The sequence below is a fragment of the Halobacillus faecis genome (assembly GCF_007991335.1).
In the GTDB taxonomy this organism is placed as follows: Bacteria; Bacillota; Bacilli; order Bacillales; family Halobacillaceae; genus Halobacillus; species Halobacillus faecis.
The window spans coordinates 89,835-112,093 of the sequence record NZ_BJYD01000023.1 but is presented as its reverse complement, the minus strand read 5'-3'; the positions used below and the strand labels follow the sequence as shown (position 1 = coordinate 112,093).

27 protein-coding genes and 1 other RNA gene are annotated in these 22,259 nt (G+C 42.4%); 18 read left to right on the top strand and 10 right to left on the bottom strand.

Features of this window, described 5'->3' with window-relative positions:
• Positions 1-23 precede the first annotated feature (23 nt).
• Together ssrA and HFA01_RS12780 are read left to right on the top strand one after the other, a co-directional pair.
• Positions 24-386, top strand: a transfer-messenger RNA (tmRNA) gene (gene ssrA / locus HFA01_RS12785).
• Between the two features lie 237 nt (positions 387-623).
• Positions 624-1,049, top strand: coding sequence for a universal stress protein (locus tag HFA01_RS12780; protein WP_146816808.1), 426 nt, complete (start codon positions 624-626; stop codon positions 1,047-1,049).
• Positions 1,050-1,191: 142 nt separating this feature from the next.
• Here HFA01_RS12780 and HFA01_RS12775 read toward each other — a convergent pair whose 3' ends face one another.
• Positions 1,192-2,133, bottom strand: a complete 942-nt coding sequence (locus HFA01_RS12775) for an arginine deiminase family protein (protein WP_146816806.1) — start codon at positions 2,131-2,133, stop codon at positions 1,192-1,194.
• Positions 2,134-2,251: 118 nt separating this feature from the next.
• Between HFA01_RS12775 and HFA01_RS12770 the strand changes: the two genes are divergently transcribed.
• The gene (locus HFA01_RS12770) at positions 2,252-3,568 is read left to right on the top strand and encodes an amino acid permease (protein ID WP_146816804.1); all 1,317 of its coding nucleotides are present in this window, start codon (positions 2,252-2,254) and stop codon (positions 3,566-3,568) included.
• On the opposite strand, the gene HFA01_RS12765 is transcribed toward HFA01_RS12770, so the two are convergent.
• The 3 genes from HFA01_RS12765 to HFA01_RS12755 all read right to left on the bottom strand — a co-directional run bounded on the left by HFA01_RS12765 (position 3,557) and on the right by HFA01_RS12755 (position 5,747).
• On the bottom strand, positions 3,557-4,312 hold the full coding sequence (locus tag HFA01_RS12765; protein ID WP_146816801.1) for a YqcI/YcgG family protein: 756 nt from the start codon (positions 4,310-4,312) through the stop codon (positions 3,557-3,559). The genes HFA01_RS12770 and HFA01_RS12765 overlap by 12 nt on opposite strands.
• A 62-nt stretch (positions 4,313-4,374) precedes the next feature.
• Entirely contained in the window at positions 4,375-4,992 is a 618-nt protein-coding gene (locus HFA01_RS12760; RefSeq protein WP_146816799.1) for a LysE family translocator, read from the bottom strand.
• A 128-nt stretch (positions 4,993-5,120) separates the two neighbouring features.
• Positions 5,121-5,747: a spore coat protein gene (locus HFA01_RS12755; protein ID WP_146816797.1), complete on the bottom strand. Its 627-nt coding sequence runs from the start codon at positions 5,745-5,747 to the stop codon at positions 5,121-5,123.
• Positions 5,748-6,075: 328 nt separating this feature from the next.
• On the opposite strand from HFA01_RS12755, the gene HFA01_RS12750 reads away from it, so the two are divergent.
• Positions 6,076-6,678 carry a YpjP family protein gene (locus HFA01_RS12750; protein WP_146816795.1) on the top strand — a complete coding sequence of 201 codons (603 nt, stop codon included), beginning with the start codon at positions 6,076-6,078 and terminating at the stop codon, positions 6,676-6,678.
• 14 nt (positions 6,679-6,692) lie between these two features.
• On the opposite strand, the gene HFA01_RS12745 is transcribed toward HFA01_RS12750, so the two are convergent.
• Positions 6,693-7,079, bottom strand: a complete 387-nt coding sequence (locus HFA01_RS12745; RefSeq protein ID WP_146816793.1) for a winged helix-turn-helix transcriptional regulator — start codon at positions 7,077-7,079, stop codon at positions 6,693-6,695.
• Positions 7,080-7,231: 152 nt separating this feature from the next.
• Here HFA01_RS12745 and HFA01_RS12740 point away from each other — a divergent pair, with 152 nt between their 5' ends.
• On the top strand, positions 7,232-8,212 hold the full coding sequence (locus tag HFA01_RS12740; RefSeq protein ID WP_146816791.1) for a zinc-binding dehydrogenase: 981 nt from the start codon (positions 7,232-7,234) through the stop codon (positions 8,210-8,212).
• 17 nt (positions 8,213-8,229) lie between these two features.
• Positions 8,230-8,724, top strand: a complete 495-nt coding sequence (locus HFA01_RS12735) for a lactoylglutathione lyase family protein (RefSeq protein WP_146816789.1) — start codon at positions 8,230-8,232, stop codon at positions 8,722-8,724.
• A 68-nt stretch (positions 8,725-8,792) separates the two neighbouring features.
• On the opposite strand, the gene murB is transcribed toward HFA01_RS12735, so the two are convergent.
• Positions 8,793-9,713, bottom strand: a complete 921-nt coding sequence (gene murB, locus HFA01_RS12730) for a UDP-N-acetylmuramate dehydrogenase (RefSeq protein WP_146816787.1) — start codon at positions 9,711-9,713, stop codon at positions 8,793-8,795.
• A 256-nt stretch (positions 9,714-9,969) separates the two neighbouring features.
• Here murB and HFA01_RS12725 point away from each other — a divergent pair, with 256 nt between their 5' ends.
• The 3 genes from HFA01_RS12725 (at position 9,970) to HFA01_RS12715 (ending at position 13,027) form a co-directional block, all read left to right on the top strand.
• Positions 9,970-10,128, top strand: coding sequence for a DUF1540 domain-containing protein (locus tag HFA01_RS12725; protein ID WP_089651397.1), 159 nt, complete (start codon positions 9,970-9,972; stop codon positions 10,126-10,128).
• A 198-nt stretch (positions 10,129-10,326) separates the two neighbouring features.
• A complete protein-coding gene (gene ilvD / locus HFA01_RS12720; RefSeq protein WP_146816785.1) occupies positions 10,327-12,027 on the top strand; it encodes a dihydroxy-acid dehydratase in 1,701 nt (566 codons plus the stop codon).
• A gap of 427 nt (positions 12,028-12,454) precedes the next feature.
• Positions 12,455-13,027, top strand: a complete 573-nt coding sequence (locus HFA01_RS12715) for a histidine phosphatase family protein (RefSeq protein WP_146816783.1) — start codon at positions 12,455-12,457, stop codon at positions 13,025-13,027.
• Between the two features lie 30 nt (positions 13,028-13,057).
• On the opposite strand, the gene HFA01_RS12710 is transcribed toward HFA01_RS12715, so the two are convergent.
• Positions 13,058-13,471 (bottom strand): VOC family protein, encoded by a 414-nt coding sequence (locus HFA01_RS12710; protein ID WP_146816781.1) that lies wholly within the window; start codon positions 13,469-13,471, stop codon positions 13,058-13,060.
• Between the two features lie 86 nt (positions 13,472-13,557).
• Positions 13,558-14,091, bottom strand: a complete 534-nt coding sequence (locus HFA01_RS12705; RefSeq protein ID WP_174787829.1) for a flavodoxin family protein — start codon at positions 14,089-14,091, stop codon at positions 13,558-13,560.
• A gap of 114 nt (positions 14,092-14,205) precedes the next feature.
• On the opposite strand from HFA01_RS12705, the gene HFA01_RS12700 reads away from it, so the two are divergent.
• The 5 genes from HFA01_RS12700 (at position 14,206) to hpaB (ending at position 20,007) form a co-directional block, all read left to right on the top strand.
• Positions 14,206-15,087, top strand: coding sequence for a LysR family transcriptional regulator (locus HFA01_RS12700; protein ID WP_146816777.1), 882 nt, complete (start codon positions 14,206-14,208; stop codon positions 15,085-15,087).
• 251 nt (positions 15,088-15,338) lie between these two features.
• Positions 15,339-15,449 (top strand): YhfH family protein, encoded by a 111-nt coding sequence (locus tag HFA01_RS12695; RefSeq protein WP_115822687.1) that lies wholly within the window; start codon positions 15,339-15,341, stop codon positions 15,447-15,449.
• Positions 15,450-15,519: 70 nt separating this feature from the next.
• Positions 15,520-17,112, top strand: a complete 1,593-nt coding sequence (gene aceB, locus HFA01_RS12690; RefSeq protein WP_146816775.1) for a malate synthase A — start codon at positions 15,520-15,522, stop codon at positions 17,110-17,112.
• 13 nt (positions 17,113-17,125) lie between these two features.
• Positions 17,126-18,421 carry an isocitrate lyase gene (aceA, locus tag HFA01_RS12685; protein ID WP_371860336.1) on the top strand — a complete coding sequence of 432 codons (1,296 nt, stop codon included), beginning with the start codon at positions 17,126-17,128 and terminating at the stop codon, positions 18,419-18,421.
• A gap of 146 nt (positions 18,422-18,567) precedes the next feature.
• Complete coding sequence (hpaB, locus tag HFA01_RS12680; RefSeq protein WP_146816770.1) at positions 18,568-20,007, top strand: 4-hydroxyphenylacetate 3-monooxygenase, oxygenase component; 1,440 nt, start codon at positions 18,568-18,570, stop codon at positions 20,005-20,007.
• Between the two features lie 11 nt (positions 20,008-20,018).
• On the opposite strand, the gene HFA01_RS18930 is transcribed toward hpaB, so the two are convergent.
• Positions 20,019-20,156 (bottom strand): hypothetical protein, encoded by a 138-nt coding sequence (locus tag HFA01_RS18930; protein WP_167356006.1) that lies wholly within the window; start codon positions 20,154-20,156, stop codon positions 20,019-20,021.
• A gap of 126 nt (positions 20,157-20,282) precedes the next feature.
• Here HFA01_RS18930 and HFA01_RS12675 point away from each other — a divergent pair, with 126 nt between their 5' ends.
• Both HFA01_RS12675 and HFA01_RS12670 read left to right on the top strand, forming a co-directional pair.
• Positions 20,283-20,489 carry a YozQ family protein gene (locus HFA01_RS12675; protein ID WP_146816768.1) on the top strand — a complete coding sequence of 69 codons (207 nt, stop codon included), beginning with the start codon at positions 20,283-20,285 and terminating at the stop codon, positions 20,487-20,489.
• Between the two features lie 2 nt (positions 20,490-20,491).
• The gene (locus HFA01_RS12670; protein WP_146816766.1) at positions 20,492-20,749 is read left to right on the top strand and encodes an alpha/beta-type small acid-soluble spore protein; all 258 of its coding nucleotides are present in this window, start codon (positions 20,492-20,494) and stop codon (positions 20,747-20,749) included.
• A gap of 54 nt (positions 20,750-20,803) precedes the next feature.
• Here the strand turns inward: HFA01_RS12670 and HFA01_RS12665 are convergent, their stop codons facing one another.
• Complete coding sequence (locus HFA01_RS12665) at positions 20,804-21,190, bottom strand: hypothetical protein (RefSeq protein WP_146816764.1); 387 nt, start codon at positions 21,188-21,190, stop codon at positions 20,804-20,806.
• A 137-nt stretch (positions 21,191-21,327) separates the two neighbouring features.
• On the opposite strand from HFA01_RS12665, the gene HFA01_RS12660 reads away from it, so the two are divergent.
• Both HFA01_RS12660 and HFA01_RS12655 read left to right on the top strand, forming a co-directional pair.
• Positions 21,328-21,924 (top strand): serine/threonine-protein kinase, encoded by a 597-nt coding sequence (locus HFA01_RS12660; RefSeq protein ID WP_146816762.1) that lies wholly within the window; start codon positions 21,328-21,330, stop codon positions 21,922-21,924.
• 66 nt (positions 21,925-21,990) lie between these two features.
• Entirely contained in the window at positions 21,991-22,230 is a 240-nt protein-coding gene (locus tag HFA01_RS12655) for a hypothetical protein (protein ID WP_146816760.1), read from the top strand.
• Positions 22,231-22,259 lie beyond the last annotated feature (29 nt).

Sequence of the window (22,259 nt, the reverse complement as noted above, 5' to 3'; positions counted from 1 at the left end):
GACTGTTATCCCTTAATCCTAACGGGGACGTTACGGATTCGACGGGGATAGGTCGAGCTCGGGTTGCGAGTCGAGCGACGCCTCGTAAAACCGTCATTTGCCTAAATATAACTGGCGAATCTAACGAAAACCTAGCTGTAGCTGCGTAAGTAGTCTATAGCTGATCCTTCCTGGTATCGCCCATGTGCTAGATGAAGGGTCTCAAACTAAAGTGGGCTACGCGTTTTTCCACCGCCTGAGGAAAAACGAAGAGAACAATCAGGCTAGCTCCTCGGAAGCCTGTTGGTAGGCTGAAGAGGCAGTGAAATATAATATATCAACTACGCTCGTAGAAGCCCGAGTGCCGATATCTCCGGACGTGGGTTCGACTCCCACCGTCTCCACCAATACATACATTGGTGGTTTTTTTATGCTTTATTATAGGTGCTATTCATGATTACCCTTTTATTTATTTCAAAAGTAAAGATATAATTCTGTATATATAACAAGATAAATTTGATAAAATACTTATAAGGAAACCTCAGTACAATAAATGAACATGGAGTTAATCTTTTTTTATGTAAATAAATGAAAGCGTTTTCTTATTTTTAAAGTGAAAAATTCTCTGAAGGGGGCAAAAGCTTATGTCACAAAAAATTTTGGTACCGGTTGATGGATCAGATTTTTCGATAAGAGCTTTGCGACATGCAATGGAAATAGCAAAAGCAATGGGGGCAGAAATACTGCTCTTAAATGTACAATATAATTACAATACCCCTAATATTAACCGGTTTGTAAGCAGAGAGGAAGTGCGTAAATACCAACAGGAAAACGCCAAAGAAGTGATTGATTACGCATTAGAAGTCGTTAAAAATTCAGAGATAACCGTACACACAAAAGTCAGAATTGGTTCGCCAGACTTTGAAATAGCTAAGGAAGCAAAAGCATCGAATGCTTATAGTATCGTCATGGGCTCCCGAGGCTTAGGTGCTATTAGAAGTAAGATTTTAGGGAGTGTCAGTTTCAACGTGTTGCATGAAGCTTCCTGTCCGGTAACAATGGTAAAATAATTAAGAATTTCATGCTGAGATCAGCTTCTTTCATTTCTTGTTTCTTTTATACTCGTGAAATTAAAGAACAAAAATTAGACCTGGGTACCTGAATGTTAGGTGACCAGGTCTATTTTTTTCGTTGGATTTTTCAGTACGTTGTCTATCCTCGTTCTATAGGTAAAGTCATACATCGGATTCCGCCGCCACCTGCCTCCAATTCGTCCACATCTACTTCGATCAGACGTTTCTTTTTCAGGCGTTCGTGATGGAAGATTTTTTTGTGGGCTTTTGAGCTGATCAACAACGTATCAGGGTCCAGGTTTAAAAAGTTGATATCCGCTACCGTATGCTTTACTTTATCTGTCCAAATGATTTCATAACCGTGTCGCTTAAGAAATTCATGCATCATGACATAAGACGATCCTGACCTGGTTAAAACTTCGACAGGAAAATAGCGCATATAACTTTTGGCTAAGGCTACCCCTGCTCCTGCGATATTGAAATTCATGTCTAAGTGCATCGTATCTCCGCGACGAGGCAGGTCGATGACACCAATCTCAGAAAACCCGAGAGGAATTAATTTTTCTTTTAACGCTTGAGCGCTCTCATAGCTTGACCTCATTCCTACATTAATAAAGACCGCATCCTTGTTTAAAACAAATACATCGCCATTTTCAAGCGCATTCACCGTGTCATTTTCATGGATCGAATAATGGTCGTCGTCAAACCACTGTTCGAAAATTTTGTGGGCATGAAAATACTCAGGTCTTCTCATGGTAGTTCCCGCTTCCCCTGGAATCACTTTATTACCGAAAACACAGGCCAGGTCTCGGACAAAAACGCGATTGATCAACTGTTCATGGAAAGCTTTCTCTTCTTCCTCGAGGTAAGCGGAATAGTCGACCACTTGGACTCCCTCTTTCCTCATCGCCTCGACCATATGGTTAAAACAGTGCTTCATTTTATCACTGTCCGCTGTCTTTTCCCAACGAATATCTGTTGCGGTTTGTTGATCAGGGACATGGAGAACAGAAGGTGTACAAACCACTACCTTTGTAAGGTCATCGTATTCATTCCAGCAATTAGGGTTCCAATTCATCATGAATGCCACGCTCCTTCTTTATCTCTTGATACTTTCTCCTCATCTACATAAAACATTCTTCGTTTCACACATAATCCTGGCAAATCCTTTCAAACTAAACGCAGAAGGAGGGGTGATCATGGCTGATGTACATAAAAAAGGAAAACTATCATGGTGGCAGCTGTCGTTCATCGGGATCGGATGTATTATTGGAACAGGATTTTTTCTAGGGTCCAGTATCGCTATTGAAAAAGCCGGGCCAGCGGTCTTGTTGGCCTATTTGATCGCAGGAATCGGGACGTATATTGTTTTCCGTTCCTTAGCTGCCATGACAGCGAATCATCCGGAAAAAGGTTCGTTTCGCACCTATGCTAAACAAGCCTTTGGTCCCTGGGCTGGGTTCAGCAATGGCTGGGTTTACTGGTCTTCGGAAATGTTAATTATGGGGAGTCAATTAACAGCCCTCGCCATTTTTGCTCAGTTCTGGTTTGAAAAAATCCCTCTCTGGGTGCTGGCTTGTGTGTTTGCCGTCCTTGGACTTTTGGTCATATGGCTTGGAGTCAAGCAAGTAGAGCGAATGGAGAATGTTTTTGGGCTAATAAAAATTTCTGCGATCATCATGTTCATTCTTATAGCGGTTCTTGCTATGACTGGAAATATAGGGGGAGGAGAATCGAAGGCTATGACAAACCCGCTGTCTTCCTTTTCTGATGGAAAGTGGTCCGGGCTTTGGATTGCCTTGCTTTATGCGTTTTATGCGTTTGGGGGGATTGAAGTCATGGGGCTGATGGCTAATGAATTGAAAGACCCAAAGGACGCACCAAAGTCTGGGACAATGATGCTGATCGTGCTCACTAGTGTTTACGTGGTCGCCTTTTATTTTGTCCTTAAACTTACCTCATGGAAGAGCGTTTCCACAGAGGAAAGTCCTTTTCTCACGGCACTGACGGAATATTCTCTCCCTTGGGTGCCGCATGTATTCAACAGTGTCTTAATCATCGCTGGATTCTCAACAATGGTAGCCTCTCTCTATGCTGTCACAACGATGCTGATGGCCTTGAGTGAAGAAGGGGATGCACCTGGAATATTTACAGAAAAGGAGGAAGGGAAAGTATCGAAGCCAGCCTTTCTTCTAACCATTATCGTTGTCGTTCTCTCGATTATACTTGCTGTGCTGCTTCCTGATCGGATTTTTGAATATGTAACAACGGCAGCAGGATTGATGCTTTTGTACAACTGGGCTTTCATCCTCCTGTCTTATAAAAAGTTGATGGTGAAAGGGAAAAAGGGAACCGTGCTCGTGCTCATTGGGATCAGTCTGATCATTATAGCTGTAACAGGCACGTGGATTGATTCCATGACTCGGATCGGTTTTTTTGTAAGCTTAGCGTTTCTGGTCCTGATTGGCTTCGCAACATGGATGAAGCAAAAGAAAACACCCCATTCAGGGGCGTAAACTTTTCCATTTGTTCTTTAATGCCATAAAAGGACATTTGGATAGGGATGAATCGTCATCTTTCAAGAAGTATTGCTTCCATTCATGGTTATCTTTTTGTCCATACCATTTTAAGGCAGGATGAGTAGGAATACCATCGTATTCCTCTAACCGCTTTCGAATCACCTTTTTGATCTTTCTGCCAAAGGGAGTCGAATCGTTGATTTCATCAAACACCCAGCGTGGCTGGAAAGCAAGCAGCATACAAGGGAAGCTTCGACTGTTCCTGATTTCATGGGCAGGGGTCGCACAAAATGCGAAGTAAGGTTCACCATTGAAACAAAACTCCCATGCAGGGTCCTCAGGGTTCTTTGGTATATCTTCAGGCCAAGGGGATGGATCTTTCGTGTGTGTGACGTTCAGTAAAGTCCAAAAAACCTCTTCATATTCTTCCATCGTCGTTTGTTCATCCAAAAGTGTTCGTGTATCACAGAAGATCACGAGGGATGCGTAGTTCCCTGTGGCTCTCGATATCTCACCATACTCTTTTAATAAAAGAGCTAACTGTTCTGTGCTTTCATCTGTCCCTGGATCTCCCACAAACCCGAACCGCAGCATGTTCTTCATAAATCCTTGTATTCCAGGTACACAAGGATAAGGGTTCTCCCGCTGAGTCATCATGTTGGAGAATTGTTGGTAAACTTCAAGTTGCCAGAATTCGAGGTTATTCGCGTGGTTCTCTATTTCTTCCTTGGTGTACAACATAAAAAATCTCCCTCCTAGGATACATCCATATCCTATTGGAGAGAGCACATATAGGTGACTGTCTACCCAACAAACATCTTGACTGCCTGATATCCAAAATAAACACCGAAACCGATCAGCAATAGGCCTGAAAGTACGGAAACTCCTCTTAACAGCTTCGCCGTCATCCACCTTCTAGCTCCTGATGCTGCTCCAGCCATTGTAAAATCCCATAACATGATTCCAATAAAGATGCCCCCGCTGTAGATAAGCAATTGAGTGTGTTCATATTGAGAAGAAATCTGAGCGAGAATGGAACCATAAATACCGATCCAGAAAAGAATATTCAATGGATTTGATAAAGCCATCAAAAATCCTGTACGGAAGGATTTCATTTTTGACGATGAATAAGACCGATTCGTTTCTTCCGTATGGGAGGCTGTCATGCTTTCAATGCCAGTATAGATCAATACAAAAGCTCCAAAAGACCAAAGGAATGTTTTCACAAGAGGGAGCTCTACGTATTGAGCCAGTCCAAAGTAGATCATCAGCATGAACAAGGCATCCGCGCACATCGCTCCCACACCGACAAGCCAGGCATGCCAAAAGCCATACCGGATCCCCTTGTCCAACTGGGCGGCGTTGATGGGACCGATCGGAGCGGATAATGATAAGCCAAGCAGAATATAACTGAATAGCAAGGCGAAGGACCTCCTTTATAGGTGCTTGTCCCTATACTATATTAAAAGGATGCTTTTTGTATTAACAAAATTACAAATCAAGAGTATATAAAAAAGGACGCCTGTGGAAAAACAGGCGTCCTTTTTATTTAGTGTGGCATGTTGCCTTGTGGAGCGGTTGTATAGCTTTGCAACATTTGGTTCATATCTTGTTGCTGTAATTGTGGGACCTGGTAGTATCCATGCTTGTTCTGATAAAGGAAAATCTCATAACTCATCTCAATGAAGTTTGGAACACTATCTGCAATGACACGGCGCAGGACAGGGTTCGTCATTTCCAGAGCTGTCATGGACAATAAAGTGGCGAGTGTTTTTGTTTGTCCTAACATATAGGCGGAAAGGCCGTTATCTGCAAGTTCACTGACAGACTGGTTCGGTTTCTTCGGTTGCCCGGGTTTGATGCCGTACACGACTTCATTGCTTTGCTGCATTTTATATTGTTGTGTCGCTTGAGTTGGATCCTGTCCGGTACTGAAACTCTGTACAATTGTATTGTACATCTGCGTCACAAACGCATGTTGGCGCTGCTGTATGCTTTGAAGCTCAGGGTCCTGGATATGCTGAGCATACATCTGGTACTGATCGAGCATATTGATTAAGCTTGCGATAACTTCATGTGCATCAAATAACTCGTGGCCACCATGGTTCTGATTCATCATGTTTTGGGGCATTTGCTGCCCTTGCTGGTTTTGATTTTGTCCTTGGTTTGGGTTCATAATCCTTCCTCCTCCTTTTACATCTTTAAGTTTTCCTTATTTTTTGGATTCATGTACAGGGAAAGAAAACCACATGGTAAACGAAAAAAGAAGGGAGAGTTTTATGTGAATATAGCGGAAATAAGAGGTATTTAATGAAAATGTTTGGGTCTTAACATAGGATGGAAGGTGGCTGGAATTTTGGCAATTAGGAGAGAGCGAGCCGCTAATGACTATTCCATAAAGGGTTAAGAATTGAGGTGATGGAAACGGTTTCTTTTTGCTTATGGACAACCTCTGTGAAAGTGGTAAAATGAAGACAGCCTGAAGCAAAGGGAGATTGTCTGAAATGAAGCCGCTAATGAGAAAAGTATTTGTTGTACTTATATCTGTCATGACTTTAGGTCTTTACGTACCACCGATGCAGATCGACACCGATGCAGCTGATAAGAATGAGCTGTCCGATCGGCATGTGGAAGAGTCATCCCTTTCCACTGATACTGAAGAACTCGATATAAGTCCGCCTGCATCTGTAGCGCCTCTGACGACAGATGATTGGATTGAAACCATAACGGAGCAAGCGAAAACACAGACCCTTGCAAAGATGGGGCCGCGAATTATTGAAAAAGTAGATGAAGATATGACTAAAACGATTTTTCCGAAGATCGAAGAGGTCATGGAAGAGATCCTTACATCTGCGGATGAGAACGAAGTTCCGTATTATGAAATTACTGAAGATCCGTCTCCAGGATACGGTGAAAGAATTTTTAATATCAAAAACAAACATACAGACGAAGAAATTGCTCGTTTCCACGTGAGAAGAGATAAGCGTCCTGGCGAAGGGTACTGGTTTAACTTCCATTATCACCTGCAAGAGGATAACTTCATGAAACACCATGAACTTGGCGAGATTTATTGGGAAAAAAACACGCCACCCAAATGGATGTCCTAACAAAGAAAGCGACCTTATGAAAGGTCGCTTTTATTTTTCATAAAATCCCGGCCTGTCCAACAACTGTTCATTTGAATCCCTTCTTTTTCTGCGTAGTCATCTCCCCATTGACACATTCCATAAAGAACAGGTTGAAGCCTGTGTCCGAAGTCGGTTGTAGAGTACACCACCCTTGGAGGAACCTCCTCAAAAACTGTCCGCTTCACGAGTCCATGTCCCTCAAGTTCTCTTAATTGTTGTGTGAGCATTTTTTTAGTGATCTCTGGAATGGTTCTCCTCAATTCATTGAACCTCTTGTCCCCTTCATTCAAATGCCAGAGTAATAAGACTTTCCATTTTCCCCCGATTAAATCAATCACTAAATTGATGGCACACTGGTATTCTGATTGCAGTTCTTTCATTGTGTTTCCCTCATTTCTAACCATGGATAGGTTACCCTTTAGTAACTCAGTTACTGAAAAGTGCCTTCTTGTTTCTGTCTTTAACACTCGTTAGTATATAGTATATCGTTTCACTTGTTGAAGGAAACTGTTTAAAGAGGAGATGAAGACGGATGAAAGCTCTGCTATTAAAAGGTGAAAATCAATGGAAAGAAATGAAACTGCAGGAAGTAGAAAAGCCTCACCCTCAAAAAGGAGAAGTTCTCATTGAGGTACATGCGGCTGGATTGAACCCTGTCGATTATAAAACCGCAACGAATGGTAACCCCAATTGGACGTATCCTCATATCCTCGGTCTGGATGCTGCAGGTGCAATTGCCGAGGTTGGAGAGGGTGTGAGTGAGTGGAAGAAGGGCGATCGTGTGGTCTACCATGGTGATTTGTTTAAAAGAGGGGCTTATGCACAATATGCTGTAACCACAGCCCATACGATCTCACGGATTCCAGATGAAATCAGTTTTGAAGAGGCGGCTGCATTACCGACAGCTGGTTACACGGCTTACCAGGCAATCCACCGTAAGCTTCCGTTGGATCAAGTCGAAACCATTTTGATTCACGCGGGAGCAGGAGGTGTCGGAGGTTTCGGTATACAACTTGCAAAAGCTGCAGGAAAGACGGTTATTAGCACAGCTTCTGCTCATAATCACGATCATGTCCGCCAGTTAGGCGCAGACTTCGTTATTGATTATCGTAATGAAGATGTTCACCAAAGAGTTAAAGAAATCACCGAAGGTAAAGGTGTCGATGCAGTCGTTGACGCAGTAAGCCGTGACAATGCTACCGCATCATTGGACTTCCTTGCCTTTATGGGCCATTTGGTATATATCGCTGGTGCTCCTGATTTCACTAAAGTAAAACCCTTTACTACCGTTGTTTCGTACCATGAAATTGCCCTTGCAGCGGCACATAGAGCGGATGTAGAGTCCCAAAAAGACCTTGCTGTTATCGGGGATGAGATGCTTGAGATGATGGGGGATGGTAAACTTTCTTCTCTACTTGAAGAGACCATTTCATTGGAGGAGGTTCCTCAGGCTCTTGAGCGTCTGTCCGAACGCCATGTGAAAGGTAAAATCGTAGCGAAAATTAAATCATAAAGAAGGAGTTTTTAATGATGTATCCATATCCAAGAAGTTTTTCACATATCGGTCTGTCCGTACCAAATTTAGAAAAAGCGATTGAGTTTTATACCGAATTATTCGGATGGTATGTCATTATGGAGCCATCAGACGTCCATAATGATGATACACCAGTCGGTCAGATGTGCCGGGATGTTTTCGGCAATGATTGGGAGACATTTAGAATTGCTCACCTATCAACAGGTGATAAGATAGGCATTGAGCTTTTTGAATTCCCACATCAGGAAGAGCCGGAAAATAACTTCGAATATTGGAAAACAGGCATCTTCCATTTCTGTATTCAAGACCCGAATATTGAAGACGTTGTCGAGAAAGTGAAGGCAATGGGTGGGAAACAACGCATGCCTATACGTGAATATTACCCTGGCAAAAAACCATATAAGATGGTTTATGTTGAAGATCCCTTCGGCAATGTTTTTGAAATCTACACCCATAGTTATGAATTGACTTATTCCAAAGGTGCCTATTAAGGAACCACTACGAGAACAAGAAGCTTAGATGGAGAAAAAAGAGCCTGCGCAGCGCGCAGGCTCTTTTTTTAGTCTTGATCATCACCAATGATTCGTACTTCTCTTTCCAAGTCGACCCCGAATTTTTCTTTTACCGTTTTTTGAACGTGCTCAATCAAAGAGATGTAATCAGATGTCGTTGCATTATCTTTGTTAATGATAAACCCGGCATGTTTTTTCGATACTTCTGCACCACCGATATTGGTCCCTTGAAGATCACTATCTTGAATCAGCTTTCCAGCGAAATATCCTGGAGGTCGTTTAAACACACTTCCACAGGAAGGATATTCAAGCGGTTGTTTAGATTCACGCTTGTACGTCAAGTCGTCCATCACTTCTTTTATATCTTCATGTTGGGCCGGTTTCAGATGGAAGGTAGCCTCCACTACAATATCACCATTGTCAGGGATGTTACTTGTTCGATAATCAAGATCAAGTTCAGATGCAAGGCGCTTTACGAGATTTCCATGTTTATCTACCACGTATGCGTAATCAAGAACATCTTTGATCTCTCCACCATAAGCACCTGCATTCATGTATAACGCTCCCCCGACTGTGCCAGGGATTCCGCAGGCAAACTCTAATCCAGATAAATTCTTATCAAGAGCATAACGAGAGGCATCGATGATACGGGCACCGCTTTGGGCGACCACGGTGTTGCCTTCAGAATAAATGGTATCCAGATGCTTTAAGTTGATGACGATTCCGCGAATGCCGCCGTCTTTAATAATTAAGTTCGATCCATTTCCAAGCAAAGTGAAAGGGATATTGTCTTCATTCGAAAGCTTAACAACACTCTGAATTTCTTCGTAAGATGTTGGAGTAATAAAAAAGTCGGCTTTTCCGCCAAGTTTTGTGTACAAGTGGTCTTTCAACATTTCATCCACTTTCACATTTTCCTCTTTCACAAGCTCCAACAATTTATTATAGATCTCTTGCTTCTTATTCATAAACACCAGTCCTATTATAAGTTGATTATATTCTGATTGGACCTCAATCAGTTTTTCCAGCGATTTCTTTTAATACAATTTATGAAATACCGGAGGAAAAGTTCATTTTGGCTTTTTATAATCACGCTTCCTATTCTATCACAAATCGTTGGGGTCGTTGTGTAAGGATTTTACACTAGACCTTGATGGGGAGGACTGACACGAATATTCAAAGCCTGATCAGTAGAAAATAACCGCTATAGGGAGGTGTTAGAGGATGGCGCTGGATGTAAAATGTGAAGTCCGAAACTGTGTTCATAACAATGACGGAATTTCCTGCGGAGCGGATGAGATTTTCGTTGTCAGTCACAAAGGTAAAAAAGCGAGTCACAGTGAAGAAACGGATTGTAAAACATTTGAACCTGCAAATGTATAAGATTCCCCCTATAAATCAAGGTCTGCTTTTTTGGCAGGCCTTTTTTTTCATTTTTTTCTCTTAATGAAAGCGTTTTAATTGTAGGGAATGTTTATTATATTCAGAAAAATCATTGCTATGCTCCTTACTTGTTAGTATCATCATGGTAAGTTATTTCATTTACGAAATGATTCGACCATTTAAAAAGGGGTGTTAGGGATGGAGAAAACGAAAAAAGATCTAAGAATAAGAAGTAAAGACATCAGTGAAGGCGTCAATCGAGTCCCGAACCGCTCGATGTTGAGAGCTGTTGGATTTACAGATGAAGATTTCAAAAAACCGATGATTGGAATTGCGAGTACATGGAGTGAGGTTACTCCTTGTAATGTACATATCGATAAGCTTGCACAAGAAGCGAAAAGTGGAGCTGGTGAAAATGGTGGAGCACCGATGATCTTCAATACGATTACAGTAGCTGATGGGATTGCAATGGGGCATGAGGGCATGTTTTATTCCCTTCCAAGTCGTGAAGTGATTGCGGATTCCATCGAAACGGTTACAAATGCTGAACGATTGGATGGTCTGGTGGCGATTGGAGGCTGCGACAAAACAACGCCAGGCTGTTTAATATCCATTGGCCGTTTGAACATTCCTTCCGTGTACGTTTATGGAGGAACGATACAACCAGGAAAGTTGGATGGAGAGGATATCGATATTGTTTCGTCCTTTGAAGCTGTAGGAAAGTACCATGAAGGACAAATTGATGATGAACAGCTGCACAGAGTTGAATGTCATGCATGTCCTGGAGCGGGTGCTTGTGGTGGGATGTACACAGCGAATACAATGGCTTCAGCTGTAGAAGCGTTAGGGATGAGTATTCCCGGGTCTTCCTCTACACCAGCAGTTAACGATTATAAAGAAACAGAATGTAAACAGGCGGGTGAGCTTGTCATCGAGCTGCTCGAAAAAGAGATTTACCCTCGCGATATCATGACAAAGGAAGCATTTGAAAATGCCATCACTGTTGTTATGGCCTTAGGTGGATCCACAAATGCGTTCCTTCACCTCCTTGCCATGGCCCATTCTGCAGGAGTGGACCTTGATCTTGATGACTTTGAGCGTATCAGACAGGAAGTTCCTCACATTGCTGATATGAAGCCGAGTGGAAAATACGTGATGCAGGACTTGTATGAAAGTGGCGGCGTACCGGCTGTTATGAAATTGCTCCTTGAAGAAGGTTTATTACACGGAGACTGCCTTACGGTCACTGGGAAGACGGTCGCTGAAAACCTGGCAGAAGTCCCTTCTCTCAAAGAGGGCCAGAAGGTCATTGTTCCGTTTGACCAGCCAATTAAAGAAAAAGGACCACTCGTCGTTCTGAAAGGAAACCTGGCTCCAGAAGGCGCTGTAGCTAAAATGTCCGGACAGACAATCAGCCGCTTTGAAGGACCTGCCCGTGTCTACAACAGTGAAGATGAAGCGACGGAAGCCATCGTCAACGATGAAATTAAAGAAGGGGATGTTCTCGTTGTACGAAACGTAGGTCCAAAAGGAGGACCTGGCATGCCAGAAATGCTTTCCATTACAGCTATGATCGTAGGAAAAGGACTGGGTGGAAAGGTCGCCCTGCTTACGGATGGTCGTTTCTCAGGTGGATCACACGGCTTCGTAATTGGTCATGTCGCGCCGGAAGCAGTCGTTGGAGGTCCGATTGGGCTGCTTCAAGAAGGGGATACCATCACGATTGATAGTGATACACAGCAAATTAACTTTGAAGTTAGTGATGAAGAATATGAGCGCAGAAAACGTGAATGGAAACGCCCAGAACCTAAGCATAAGAGAGGTGTCCTAGCGAAGTACGCGAGACTCGTGTCTTCCTCTTCCAAAGGTGCCGTAACTGATTTGGATCTGAATGAATAAAAGCATATGCCTCCTGAAAAGCCCGGGTTCCGCTCCGGGCTTTTTTATTTACCACACAATAATCTTCCACGAAAGTCCTCTTTACGTGAAGAATCAGTTTCGAGATGTTTTAGGGGTTCGTTACTCAGGTTGAGCGTTAGGGTGGCTGGGAAGCTACTCGTCCAGCTCCATCGCCCAGTCATGTCTACCAGGGCGATACCGCATTAGAACACTTTCCTGTGGGGGAGCGCCGAGCTTCCTGGGACTGTGTCCTGCGGGATCTCGCCTATCTCCTTCTCCCAAGGAAAGCGACTCATTTCCCGTAGCTCCATCTACTCAACAAACGTCTCGAAACAGAGTCTTCAACAATCCTGCCTTTATGTACGATATGTATTTAAAGGATATGAACATCTTGTTGTAGAAAAAGAAGGAGGGAGGTGGAGCAATAATGACGAAGGTTGCATTGATTAGACATGGCAGTACACCATGGAATAAAGAAAAAAGGGCGCAGGGAAGCTCTGATATTCCTTTAGATGAAGAGGGCATGGCGGATGCTCGGAAATTGGCTGAACGCTTACATAAGGAAACATGGGATGTGCTTTATTCAAGTCCTTTGAAGAGGGCCAAGCAGACAGCAGAATTCATCAGTGAAAAAGTAGGATTGCCCATCCAATTTGACTCTCGAATAGAAGAAGCGAGTGGTGGTCAGATTGAAGGTACGACAGAAATTGAGAGAATCGAAAAATGGGGCAAAGACTGGCGGGCTTTGGACTTAGGCATGGAAACCCCTGAGAGTGTAGTTTTAAGAGGGATGTCGTTTATGGAGGATGTTTTAAAAAGACACGAAGGGAAAAAAGTCATCGTTGTTAGTCATGGTGCTTTGATCAGTCATTTATTGAGAGAGCTGGATAGTGAAAATGTTAGGGATGAACATATGAAAAACACTTCTTTATCTGAAGTTCATCTTAGAGACGAACAATGGTATTGTGAGCGATTTAATTGTACTATCCATTTAGATTGAGAGAAGCGGCTCAGAAATGAGCCGCTTTATTTATTGTTCTTTTGTGTAATTTAAATCCCAAGTTATTCCGAAAGGGTCTTTCACTTTCGCATATAAAGCGCCCCAAAAAGTATCCTGTAGTTCCATCACTACATTTCCACCATCTTTTAAACAGTCGTAATAAGTTTGGATCTCATCGGAACTTTCACATTCTAATACGAGGGCAATATTGCTACCGGCAGTAACGCTTTGTTCTGTAAATGAATCGGAGACCATAAAGAATAAGGCATCTTTTTTGAATTGTGCATGCATGACGCGCTCGTCCATTTCCTTTGGAGTTTCAAAATCTGCTTCTCCAAAGGTTTGAAGATTGAGAATCTCGCCATGAAAGACTTGCTTATAATAGTCCAGTGCTTCTTTTGCCTTACCGTTAAAAGTAAAATAAGGGGTCGCTTGATGCTTCATTACAGGGAACACTCCTTTTGGAATTTTATTTATCCACATAACCATTGTATATCTTAGATAAAGATAAAACAAGAACATTTGTTCGTTTATTTTTTGAAGGTATTATTCCAAGCCTTCATTTTATCTAAAGCAAGAAAATCATTTTTAATTTCTCCAGGTTTGACCGCATTCCCTATCACATAATCTTCGAATGTCATCCCTACAAAATCAAAAATATGGCCGAACTGCTGGATCAAAGGCAATCCGGTGACATAAGGATTACTTCCGCCTGTAGTAATGACATAGGCTTTCTTTCCGCGCACTTGCTCTTTAAAATTATAACGGTCATCACGCATATATTGAGACCAGCGGTCGAAGAACAATTTCATGTGGGAAGTCATTCCAAACCAGTAAATAGGAGTGGCAAAAATGATAAGATCATGAGCTAAAAACTCAGCTAGAACGGCTTCATAATCATCATCGACAGGTGAAAAGCCTTCATCCGTATGGCGCATATCAGTTATCGGGTGTATTTTATAATCACTAAGGCGTAATTGTGTATGCTCAATTCCTTCCATTGCTTGTTTGACAAGGTATTCAGAATTGCCGTTTTCTCTAGAACTCCCTAAAATGGTCAATATTTTCATTCAATGCTGCCTCCTTTGCTTTTAGAAAGAGTATATCATTGAACATGACATCATTGTTATCTATACTTATCGATAATAACTATTGTAAAAAATGATTGAGGTGTGCTTATGGATCTATCCTATTTTTATACATTTAAAGAAGTGGCTAAGTGGGGGAGCTATACCCGTACGGGGATAGAGCTTGGTTATGCCCAGTCCAGTGTGACGACACAAATAAAGAAACTCGAAGATTACTATGGGGTGAGGCTTTTTGAGCGTGCTGGACAGATCATGCGTTTAACCCAGTCTGGCGAACAGCTCCTCTATTATGTCGATCAGGTTATCGATTTAATGGAAGAAGCGGAAACAAAGCTTTCAGATCGTGTTCAAATGCGAGGAACAGTGAGAATCGGAGCTGTCGAATCCTTAGCGGCTTATTTCATTTCCAAATCATTGAAAGCCTTTAAAGAACAAAATCCTGACTTACGAATTCAGTTAGAATCCGGACTCTGTCCAAATCTCAAGGAGGGTGTGTTAGAAAGCCATTATGACCTCGCTGTGGTTCTGGATGAAGAAGTGAAACATCCTCATTTGAAAACTTACCTTCTCCGAAAAGAAAGATTGGTCATGGTTGCTGCTAAGGAGCACCCGCTTGTTGGTGAGAACGGAATAGACTTGCGATGTATAGAGGATGAAACACTCATTCTGACAGAAAAAGATTGCTCCTATAGAAATATGCTGGAGAGACTTTTAAAAAAACGTGCAGTCCAACCCCGCTCTGTGATTTCATTTACAAGTCTTGAAGCAATCAAGCAATGTGTGATTGACGAACTGGGGATTGCAATGCTTCCGGAAATGACAGTAGACAAGGAAATTGAGAATGGGAGTCTTTCTGTCTTGGATTTTGATCATGAAGAATTGACTTTTTATATCCAAGTCATTCATCACCAAAAGAAGTGGTTATCTCCCTCGTTGGAGAAGTTCATCGAGCTTCTTGATGAGAAAAAATGAGGAAATCCCAACTGTATTAAAACAGTTTATTTAGACAAAACAGTGTGAATGACCTTTTTTAGGGATCAAACAAAAGGAAATTCAATGATAAAGAAGGCGCTGAACCCTTATGACAGCGCCTTTTTTGTATCCGGCAAATGCCTAAATTTAAAAAACTTTCAGAAAACGGTTGCAATTTTGTGGTTCTCACAGTAAACTGTACCATAACAGATAAACAAAATAAGTTCTGTTATAACAAAGGAGGAGCTAAAATGAAAAAACAACAAAATGTCCCTTGTCCGCAGTGTGGTTCTAAAATCGAAGGTCATACTTACAATTACATGATGGAATGTGATCGTTGCCTTTCCAAAAAAGACGAATAATTTTTTGGGTTAACTGTTATATATCAGTGGTTTTTATTTCTTATTAGTATACAACAGAGGTGGCGATTCAATGGAAACCAAATTGTCTGGAATACAAATTCATGGAACGATGCACGACGGATTTGCAGAGATTTTAACAGACGAGGCATTATCCTTTATCGTTCAATTGCATGAAAAATTCAATGATAAAAGAAAACAGTTACTTGCAGATCGGATCGAGACCCAAAAGATAATCGATCAAGGAGAGCGGCCTGATTTCTTAAAAGAAACAGAACATATCAGGAATTCTGACTGGACGATATCATCCATACCTGACGATCTTAAAGATCGTCGGGTGGAGATTACAGGGCCTGTGGATCGGAAAATGGTGATCAATGGCCTGAATTCCGGGGCGAAGGTATTCATGGCTGACTTTGAGGATGCGAATTCTCCGACCTGGTTGAATACGATTCACGGCCAGATTAATTTGAGAGATGCGATTCGAAGAGACATTCGTTTTGAAAATCGAAACGGGAAAGTATATGAGTTAAACGAAAAGACCGCTGTACTCAAAGTACGTCCACGTGGATGGCATTTAGATGAAAAGCATATGACATACAATCAGGAACGGCTCTCAGGTAGTCTCGTGGACTTTGGTCTCTACTTTTTCCATAATGCAAAAAAACTTATAGAAAATGGTTCAGGGCCGTATTTTTACTTACCGAAGCTTGAAAATCATCGAGAGGCGAAGTTGTGGAACGATGTGTTTGTTTTTGCTCAAGACTATCTGAACATCCCACAAGGTACAGTGAAAGCGACTGTCTTGATTGAAACGATTTTAGCTGCATTTGAGATGGATGAAATCCTTTATGAATTAAGGAATCATTCCGCTGGATTAAACTGTGGCCGCTGGGATTATATTTTCAGCTACTTGAAAAAATTCCGTCATGATGAAAACTTTTTACTGCCTGACCGTGCAGATGTGACGATGACTGTTCCATTTATGAGAGCTTATTCGAGGTTAACGATTCAAACCTGTCACAAGCGAAACGCTCATGCTATGGGCGGGATGGCGGCGCAAATACCAGTGAAAAATGATAAAGAGAAAAACGACGCTGCTTTTGAAAAGGTACGTGCAGATAAGGAGCGGGAAGTGAAAGATGGGCATGATGGGACGTGGGTCGCCCACCCGGCCATGGTAGAGACAGCGATGGATATCTTTAACAAACATATGCGTGATGAAAACCAAATTCAAAAAGATCAAGCGACCGTCTCTTACCGTGCAGAACAATTGCTCGAAGTACCTGAAGGATCTATTACAGAGCAGGGCTTAAGAACAAATATTAATGTTGGTATTCAATATATGGCATCGTGGCTGGATGGCAGAGGTGCAGCACCGATCCATCATTTGATGGAGGATGCGGCAACTGCTGAAATCTCGAGAGCCCAAGTATGGCAGTGGATTAGACATCCGAAAGGCATCTTAAAAGATGGCCGGGAGATCACGATCGAGCTTTACGCATCGTTAAAAGAAGAAGAGATGGAAGCGATACGCTGGGAAGTTGGAGAGAGTGCTTTTGAAAAAGGTTCCTATATGGAAGCCGCTCAGTTGTTTGACCAACTGATTCGAAACGATGAGTTTGCTGAGTTTTTAACTTTAGAAGCTTATAACCATTTATCTTAAGGGGGATTTCATAATGAATGAGCGTATAGAAAAGTTGCGTCACCAATGGCAGGATGAGAGTCGATGGAGCGGGGTGCAAAGACCATATGAAGCCGAAGAGGTCATTCGGTTAAGAGGATCCATGGATATTCAACATACCTTAGCGGAAAAAGGTGCTGAAAAGCTCTGGAAGTTAATGAACGAGGAAGATTATGTCCACGCGTTAGGTGCTTTGACAGGGAACCAAGCGATGCAGCAGGTGAAAGCGGGACTGAAGGCTATCTATTTGAGTGGCTGGCAAGTGGCGGCTGATGCCAACCTTTCAGGGCACATGTATCCTGATCAAAGTTTGTACCCGGCTAACAGTGTACCGCAAGTGGTGAAAAGGATAAATCAAGCTTTGCAAAGAGCGGATCAAATTCACCATATGGAAGGCAAAGACGATATCGACTGGTTTGCGCCTATTGTGGCAGACGCCGAAGCTGGTTTTGGTGGGCAGTTGAATGTGTTTGAGTTGATGAAAGGAATGATTGAAGCGGGGGCTGCAGCCGTTCACTTTGAAGATCAGCTTTCTTCGGAGAAAAAATGTGGTCACCTTGGAGGAAAAGTCCTTTTGCCGACACAGACGGCGGTTCGAAATTTGATTTCCGCAAGGTTTGCTGCGGATGTTATGGGGACACCGACGATTATCATTGCAAGAACCGATGCGAATGCAGCGGATCTGATTACGAGCGACGTCGACCCATATGATGCGTCATTCATTACTGGTGAGAGAACGGCTGAAGGTTTCTTCAAAACGAGGTCTGGATTGGATCAGGCGATTGCACGTGGTTTGGCTTATGCGCCATATGCTGATCTTGTTTGGTGTGAAACATCGGAGCCTAACCTGGATGAGGCCCGTCGTTTTGCAGAAGCCATTCACGAACAATACCCAGGGAAGCTATTGGCTTATAACTGCTCTCCTTCTTTCAACTGGAAGAAGAAGCTGGATGATGAAACAATTGCAAACTTCCAGCGGGAATTAGGAAAAATGGGATACAAGTTCCAATTTGTCACATTGGCAGGGTTCCATGCCTTGAACCACGGCATGTTTGAACTTGCTCGTCAGTATAAAGATCGTGGTATGGAAGCTTATTCAGAACTACAGCAGGCAGAGTTTTCGAGCGAAATTCATGGATATTCAGCGACACGACATCAGCGTGAGGTTGGAACAGGATATTTTGATGAAGTCGCTCAAGTGATCTCAGGTGGAACATCTTCTACAACTGCATTGAAAGGGTCCACAGAAACCGAACAATTCAACACGGAAACCGTTAGCCCTTCTTCCTAACTGGATCCAATGAATGAGTGAGAAACGTCGGGAGTGTGAGCCCTCCAGGCGTTTCTTTTTCTTGTCTATAAAGCACAATTCCCCGCCAAATTAATATGGTATGATATCAGTTATTTTCAGTGATTGCGAAAATCAGGAGTGATATCATGCCGGTGATTTCAGGAAAAGATTATATAAAACGGATTGACGCGATACACGCAGAAGTGTGGGTGGCCGGTGATAAAGTGACGGGAAAGATTTCTGAACACCCTGCTTTTAAAGGGATCATCAGCAGCCAGTCGGAACTCTACGATCTTCAATATGATAATCAAGATGATATGACTTTTTCCTCGGAAACGACAGGGAACCGTTTGGGGCTGTCTTACTTAATTCCAAGAACGAAAGGGGATTTAGAAAGAAGGAGGAAGATGATTCAACGGTGGGCTCTTCATTCTGGTGGAGTGATGGGGAGAAGCCCGGATTACATGAACACCGTACTCGCTGCCTTTGCCGCATCCATTGATGTTTTGGACGGAGAAGCGAATTGTTACCCTGAACGGCTTTTGCAATTTTATGAATATGCTCGAGAGAATGATTTATCGTTCACCCATACATTTGTTAACCCTCAAAGTAACCGTTCAAAGTTAGCTTTTTTAGAAGAGGATGTCACCAATGCTCGGATCATGGACCGGACCGACAAAGGTTTGATTATTAAAGGAGCTAAGCTTCTGGCAACACAAGGAGGAATAACGGATGAGATCATTGTCTTTTCCGCCCCTGGTGCACAGGATAATGCGCACGCCTACTGCTTTTCTATTCCGAGCGATACGAAAGGGTTAAAGTTTATATGTAGAGAATCGTTCGCCAACCCTGGTCCATCTTATGATTATCCTTTATCCTCACGATTTGAAGAGATGGACACGATCGTCATTTTTGATGATGTACTCGTTCCATGGGAGCGTGTCTTCATCCACGACAATATCCGAGCAGCGACCCGTCTGTATGTGCAGGGGAAATTTGTTCCTTTTACGCTACATCAAATTGTTTCAAGACAGATCATTAAGACTGAATTTCTCTTAGGAATCGCTCAGGGAATTGTGGACACCATTCAAATCGGTGATTATCAACATGTTCAAAGTAAAGTAGTGGAAATAGTCAAAGGGTTGGAAGTTATGAAGGCCCTTGCCATCAAGTCCGAACAGGAAGCGTCTGTTGATGCTTCAGGGATTATGGTTCCTGCAAAGCAACCGCTATATGTGGCTGTAAATCAATACCAAGAATCCTATCCGAGATTTGCTGAGATCCTTCAAATCCTTGGTGCAAGCGGGATGATGTCAATTCCACAAAAGGCGGATTTTGAAGGAGAGGTCGGAAAGCAACTTGACCATTTTTTGCAAGGGGTCGATGTGAGCGGGAAAGATCGAGTTTCCCTTTTTCGGTTAGCCTGGGATTTGACGATGAGCAGTTTTGGTTCAAGACAAACGCTTTACGAACGATTTTTCTTCGGAGATCCTGTCCGGCTTTCACAAACCATTTATCAGAATTATGATGACAATCATGCGTTGGAAACCATTCAACCGTTCTTATCAAAAAAAGCTGACAAGTAAATGTCAGCTTTTTAGCGTTTAGCATTCGCTTTTTTTGCTTTTTGTTCTAACTGAGAGCGAGGTTGCTGATCGGCGACATCTTCAGAAAGTCCCTGTGGGTTTACCGTATTGCCGGCATTTCTTTTGAATGCGTTACTTTTCTTACTCATAAGCACACCTCCTATTGCTTATTTTGGAATGATGCTCGGTTTTTATCCATCTTTTCAACAGGCAAAAGCTTACAACGAATGGGTTGTTCAAACATGCAAAAGCTAAGCGCAAAGGAGGAGTTATGTATGAAACAAAAACAAAATAACCCCCGGCGTAATCCTAGACAAAACACGGACGACTTCAGTTCACAGGGCTTATCCATTACACAGGAGCAGGTATCCGACACGCTCACTGAAGGTACGTACGACGCAAAGATTGATGAAGTGGATGAAAACGGACAGTTGATCAGCCATAAGGGTGAGGATATCAAAAAAGGAAAGCAGCGTGACTGAGGATGGCTCGAAAAAATAAACTGCTTGTTCCGGAAGCAAGAGTAGGGCTCGATCAAATGAAAGCTGAACTCCTTCAGTCATCCTCTCCAGATCAAACGAAATATGAAGTGGCAGAGGAACAGGGAATCCCCTTGAAAAAAGGCAACAATGGTGATTTGTCTACAAGGGATGCAGGTAGAATCGGCGGTCAGATCGGCGGGCGGATGGTAAAAGAATTAATTCGCAGAGCTCAACAACAAATGGAACAAAGTCAAAAGTAAGAGGCGCTGTCCGGCGCCTCTTTTTCTCAATATCGTAACTTATTTGGGAAACGCTTAAAGCTGATTAGCTAACATATCTCTTGGATGCATCATCTTTAAACGATCAAGTTCTTTTTTATGGTAAAGGAAATCCGATTTATTCTTATAGACAAGGGACTGATCGATTTGGTGCTGATGCACAAGGATCGCTAATTCAAGGTCCATTTCTGTATAGAGGGAACGGTCTTCATACTTTTCATCAATAAAAGGGATGGACATATAAAAAGGGTCAGCATCATTTTTTCTGACAGCAATATACCAGCCTGCATGATCTACATAAAAGGGGTCTTCGAGGATGTGAAGGTGATCGCCTTGGACAAACTCAATGATTTCATAACATGTACAATCTTGGTTGCCTTTTTCATATGTGAACGTTTGTAGAACGGTTAAGGTATTCTCCATAGCCATTCTCCTTTCAAGGTGTTAAAACAATAATAATTGATAATGATTATCAATGTCAAACAAAAATACGCTTCTTTTTCTGATAATTTTGGTATAATGATATAAATAAAACGGCTTTTTCATAGAGGAGAATCTTTATGGGGAATATCAAAGATTTGGTTGGAAAAGTACAGTTCGATGGGGATCGTCCCATCGTCGTCCCTCAAGAATTAAAGTGGATTGGTCAGGGAAGAAGTGCCGTGGTCTACCGATTGAAGGGGACAGACATAGCGGTTAAGATTTTTTATCCAGGTTACGAGGACCTCGCCCATATTGAAGGGGAAGTTTATGAAAAGTTGAACAACCATGAGTTTTTTCCAGCTTTTCATGAAAAAGGAGAAGGTTATTTGACGATGCAGTACGTGGAAGGCATCACTTTTTATGACTGTCTCGTCAGTGGAGTTGCCATTACAGAAGAGATGGTCCGACGTGTAGACGAGGCGCTTGAGTTTGCGTGCCGGTTAGGTTTCAACCCTTCTGATACTCATTTAAAGAATATCCTGCTTACTACCGATGGTGAAGTGAAAGTGATTGATGTGGTTCGCTTTACACAGGAGTTTGATTGTCCGCATTGGCGTGATTTGAAAAAAGCGTATGAAACCTTTTATCAGCGCCGTTATGTCCCGAAAAAATTCCCTCGATTTTTTATAGAATTTATCATACGTTTGTATCGCAAAAGGCTGCTGCCGATTTAGACGATTGTGTTGTTTGGTCATCCATTTTTCTGGGAAAACCCTGAACTAGAAAGGTGGAATGTAATCATGACACAATATCGTTTAAGCGATGTAGAAGTCGGTAAAAATTACAAGGCAAAAGAGTTAGACAGTTTTGTATCCACAACAGATGTGCTTGTTCTTTCTAACAACGATTCACAACTATTCACAGAACCTGAAAGGGAGTATAAAGTGGTCGATTCATTCGAAGGTTTTTTTGAACATTCCTCTGAAGATGGAGAAAAGTATTTTCGTGAAAAGAAAGCCTATGTGGTAGAAAAGGTATAGAAAAAAGGCGTCCTTATTGGATGCCTTTT

Coding starts and splice junctions, on each gene's coding strand:
- HFA01_RS12780 (WP_146816808.1), top strand. CDS start 624: ATGTCACAAAAAATTTTGGTACCGGTTGATGGATCAGATTTTTCGATA.
- HFA01_RS12775 (WP_146816806.1), bottom strand. CDS start 2,133: ATGATGAATTGGAACCCTAATTGCTGGAATGAATACGATGACCTTACA.
- HFA01_RS12770 (WP_146816804.1), top strand. CDS start 2,252: ATGGCTGATGTACATAAAAAAGGAAAACTATCATGGTGGCAGCTGTCG.
- HFA01_RS12765 (WP_146816801.1), bottom strand. CDS start 4,312: ATGTTGTACACCAAGGAAGAAATAGAGAACCACGCGAATAACCTCGAA.
- HFA01_RS12755 (WP_146816797.1), bottom strand. CDS start 5,747: ATGAACCCAAACCAAGGACAAAATCAAAACCAGCAAGGGCAGCAAATG.
- HFA01_RS12750 (WP_146816795.1), top strand. CDS start 6,076: ATGAAGCCGCTAATGAGAAAAGTATTTGTTGTACTTATATCTGTCATG.
- HFA01_RS12745 (WP_146816793.1), bottom strand. CDS start 7,079: ATGAAAGAACTGCAATCAGAATACCAGTGTGCCATCAATTTAGTGATT.
- HFA01_RS12740 (WP_146816791.1), top strand. CDS start 7,232: ATGAAAGCTCTGCTATTAAAAGGTGAAAATCAATGGAAAGAAATGAAA.
- HFA01_RS12735 (WP_146816789.1), top strand. CDS start 8,230: ATGTATCCATATCCAAGAAGTTTTTCACATATCGGTCTGTCCGTACCA.
- murB (WP_146816787.1), bottom strand. CDS start 9,713: ATGAATAAGAAGCAAGAGATCTATAATAAATTGTTGGAGCTTGTGAAA.
- HFA01_RS12725 (WP_089651397.1), top strand. CDS start 9,970: ATGGCGCTGGATGTAAAATGTGAAGTCCGAAACTGTGTTCATAACAAT.
- ilvD (WP_146816785.1), top strand. CDS start 10,327: ATGGAGAAAACGAAAAAAGATCTAAGAATAAGAAGTAAAGACATCAGT.
- HFA01_RS12715 (WP_146816783.1), top strand. CDS start 12,455: ATGACGAAGGTTGCATTGATTAGACATGGCAGTACACCATGGAATAAA.
- HFA01_RS12710 (WP_146816781.1), bottom strand. CDS start 13,471: ATGAAGCATCAAGCGACCCCTTATTTTACTTTTAACGGTAAGGCAAAA.
- HFA01_RS12700 (WP_146816777.1), top strand. CDS start 14,206: ATGGATCTATCCTATTTTTATACATTTAAAGAAGTGGCTAAGTGGGGG.
- HFA01_RS12695 (WP_115822687.1), top strand. CDS start 15,339: ATGAAAAAACAACAAAATGTCCCTTGTCCGCAGTGTGGTTCTAAAATC.
- aceB (WP_146816775.1), top strand. CDS start 15,520: ATGGAAACCAAATTGTCTGGAATACAAATTCATGGAACGATGCACGAC.
- aceA (WP_371860336.1), top strand. CDS start 17,126: ATGAATGAGCGTATAGAAAAGTTGCGTCACCAATGGCAGGATGAGAGT.
- hpaB (WP_146816770.1), top strand. CDS start 18,568: ATGCCGGTGATTTCAGGAAAAGATTATATAAAACGGATTGACGCGATA.
- HFA01_RS18930 (WP_167356006.1), bottom strand. CDS start 20,156: ATGAGTAAGAAAAGTAACGCATTCAAAAGAAATGCCGGCAATACGGTA.
- HFA01_RS12675 (WP_146816768.1), top strand. CDS start 20,283: ATGAAACAAAAACAAAATAACCCCCGGCGTAATCCTAGACAAAACACG.
- HFA01_RS12670 (WP_146816766.1), top strand. CDS start 20,492: ATGGCTCGAAAAAATAAACTGCTTGTTCCGGAAGCAAGAGTAGGGCTC.
- HFA01_RS12665 (WP_146816764.1), bottom strand. CDS start 21,190: ATGGAGAATACCTTAACCGTTCTACAAACGTTCACATATGAAAAAGGC.
- HFA01_RS12660 (WP_146816762.1), top strand. CDS start 21,328: ATGGGGAATATCAAAGATTTGGTTGGAAAAGTACAGTTCGATGGGGAT.
- HFA01_RS12655 (WP_146816760.1), top strand. CDS start 21,991: ATGACACAATATCGTTTAAGCGATGTAGAAGTCGGTAAAAATTACAAG.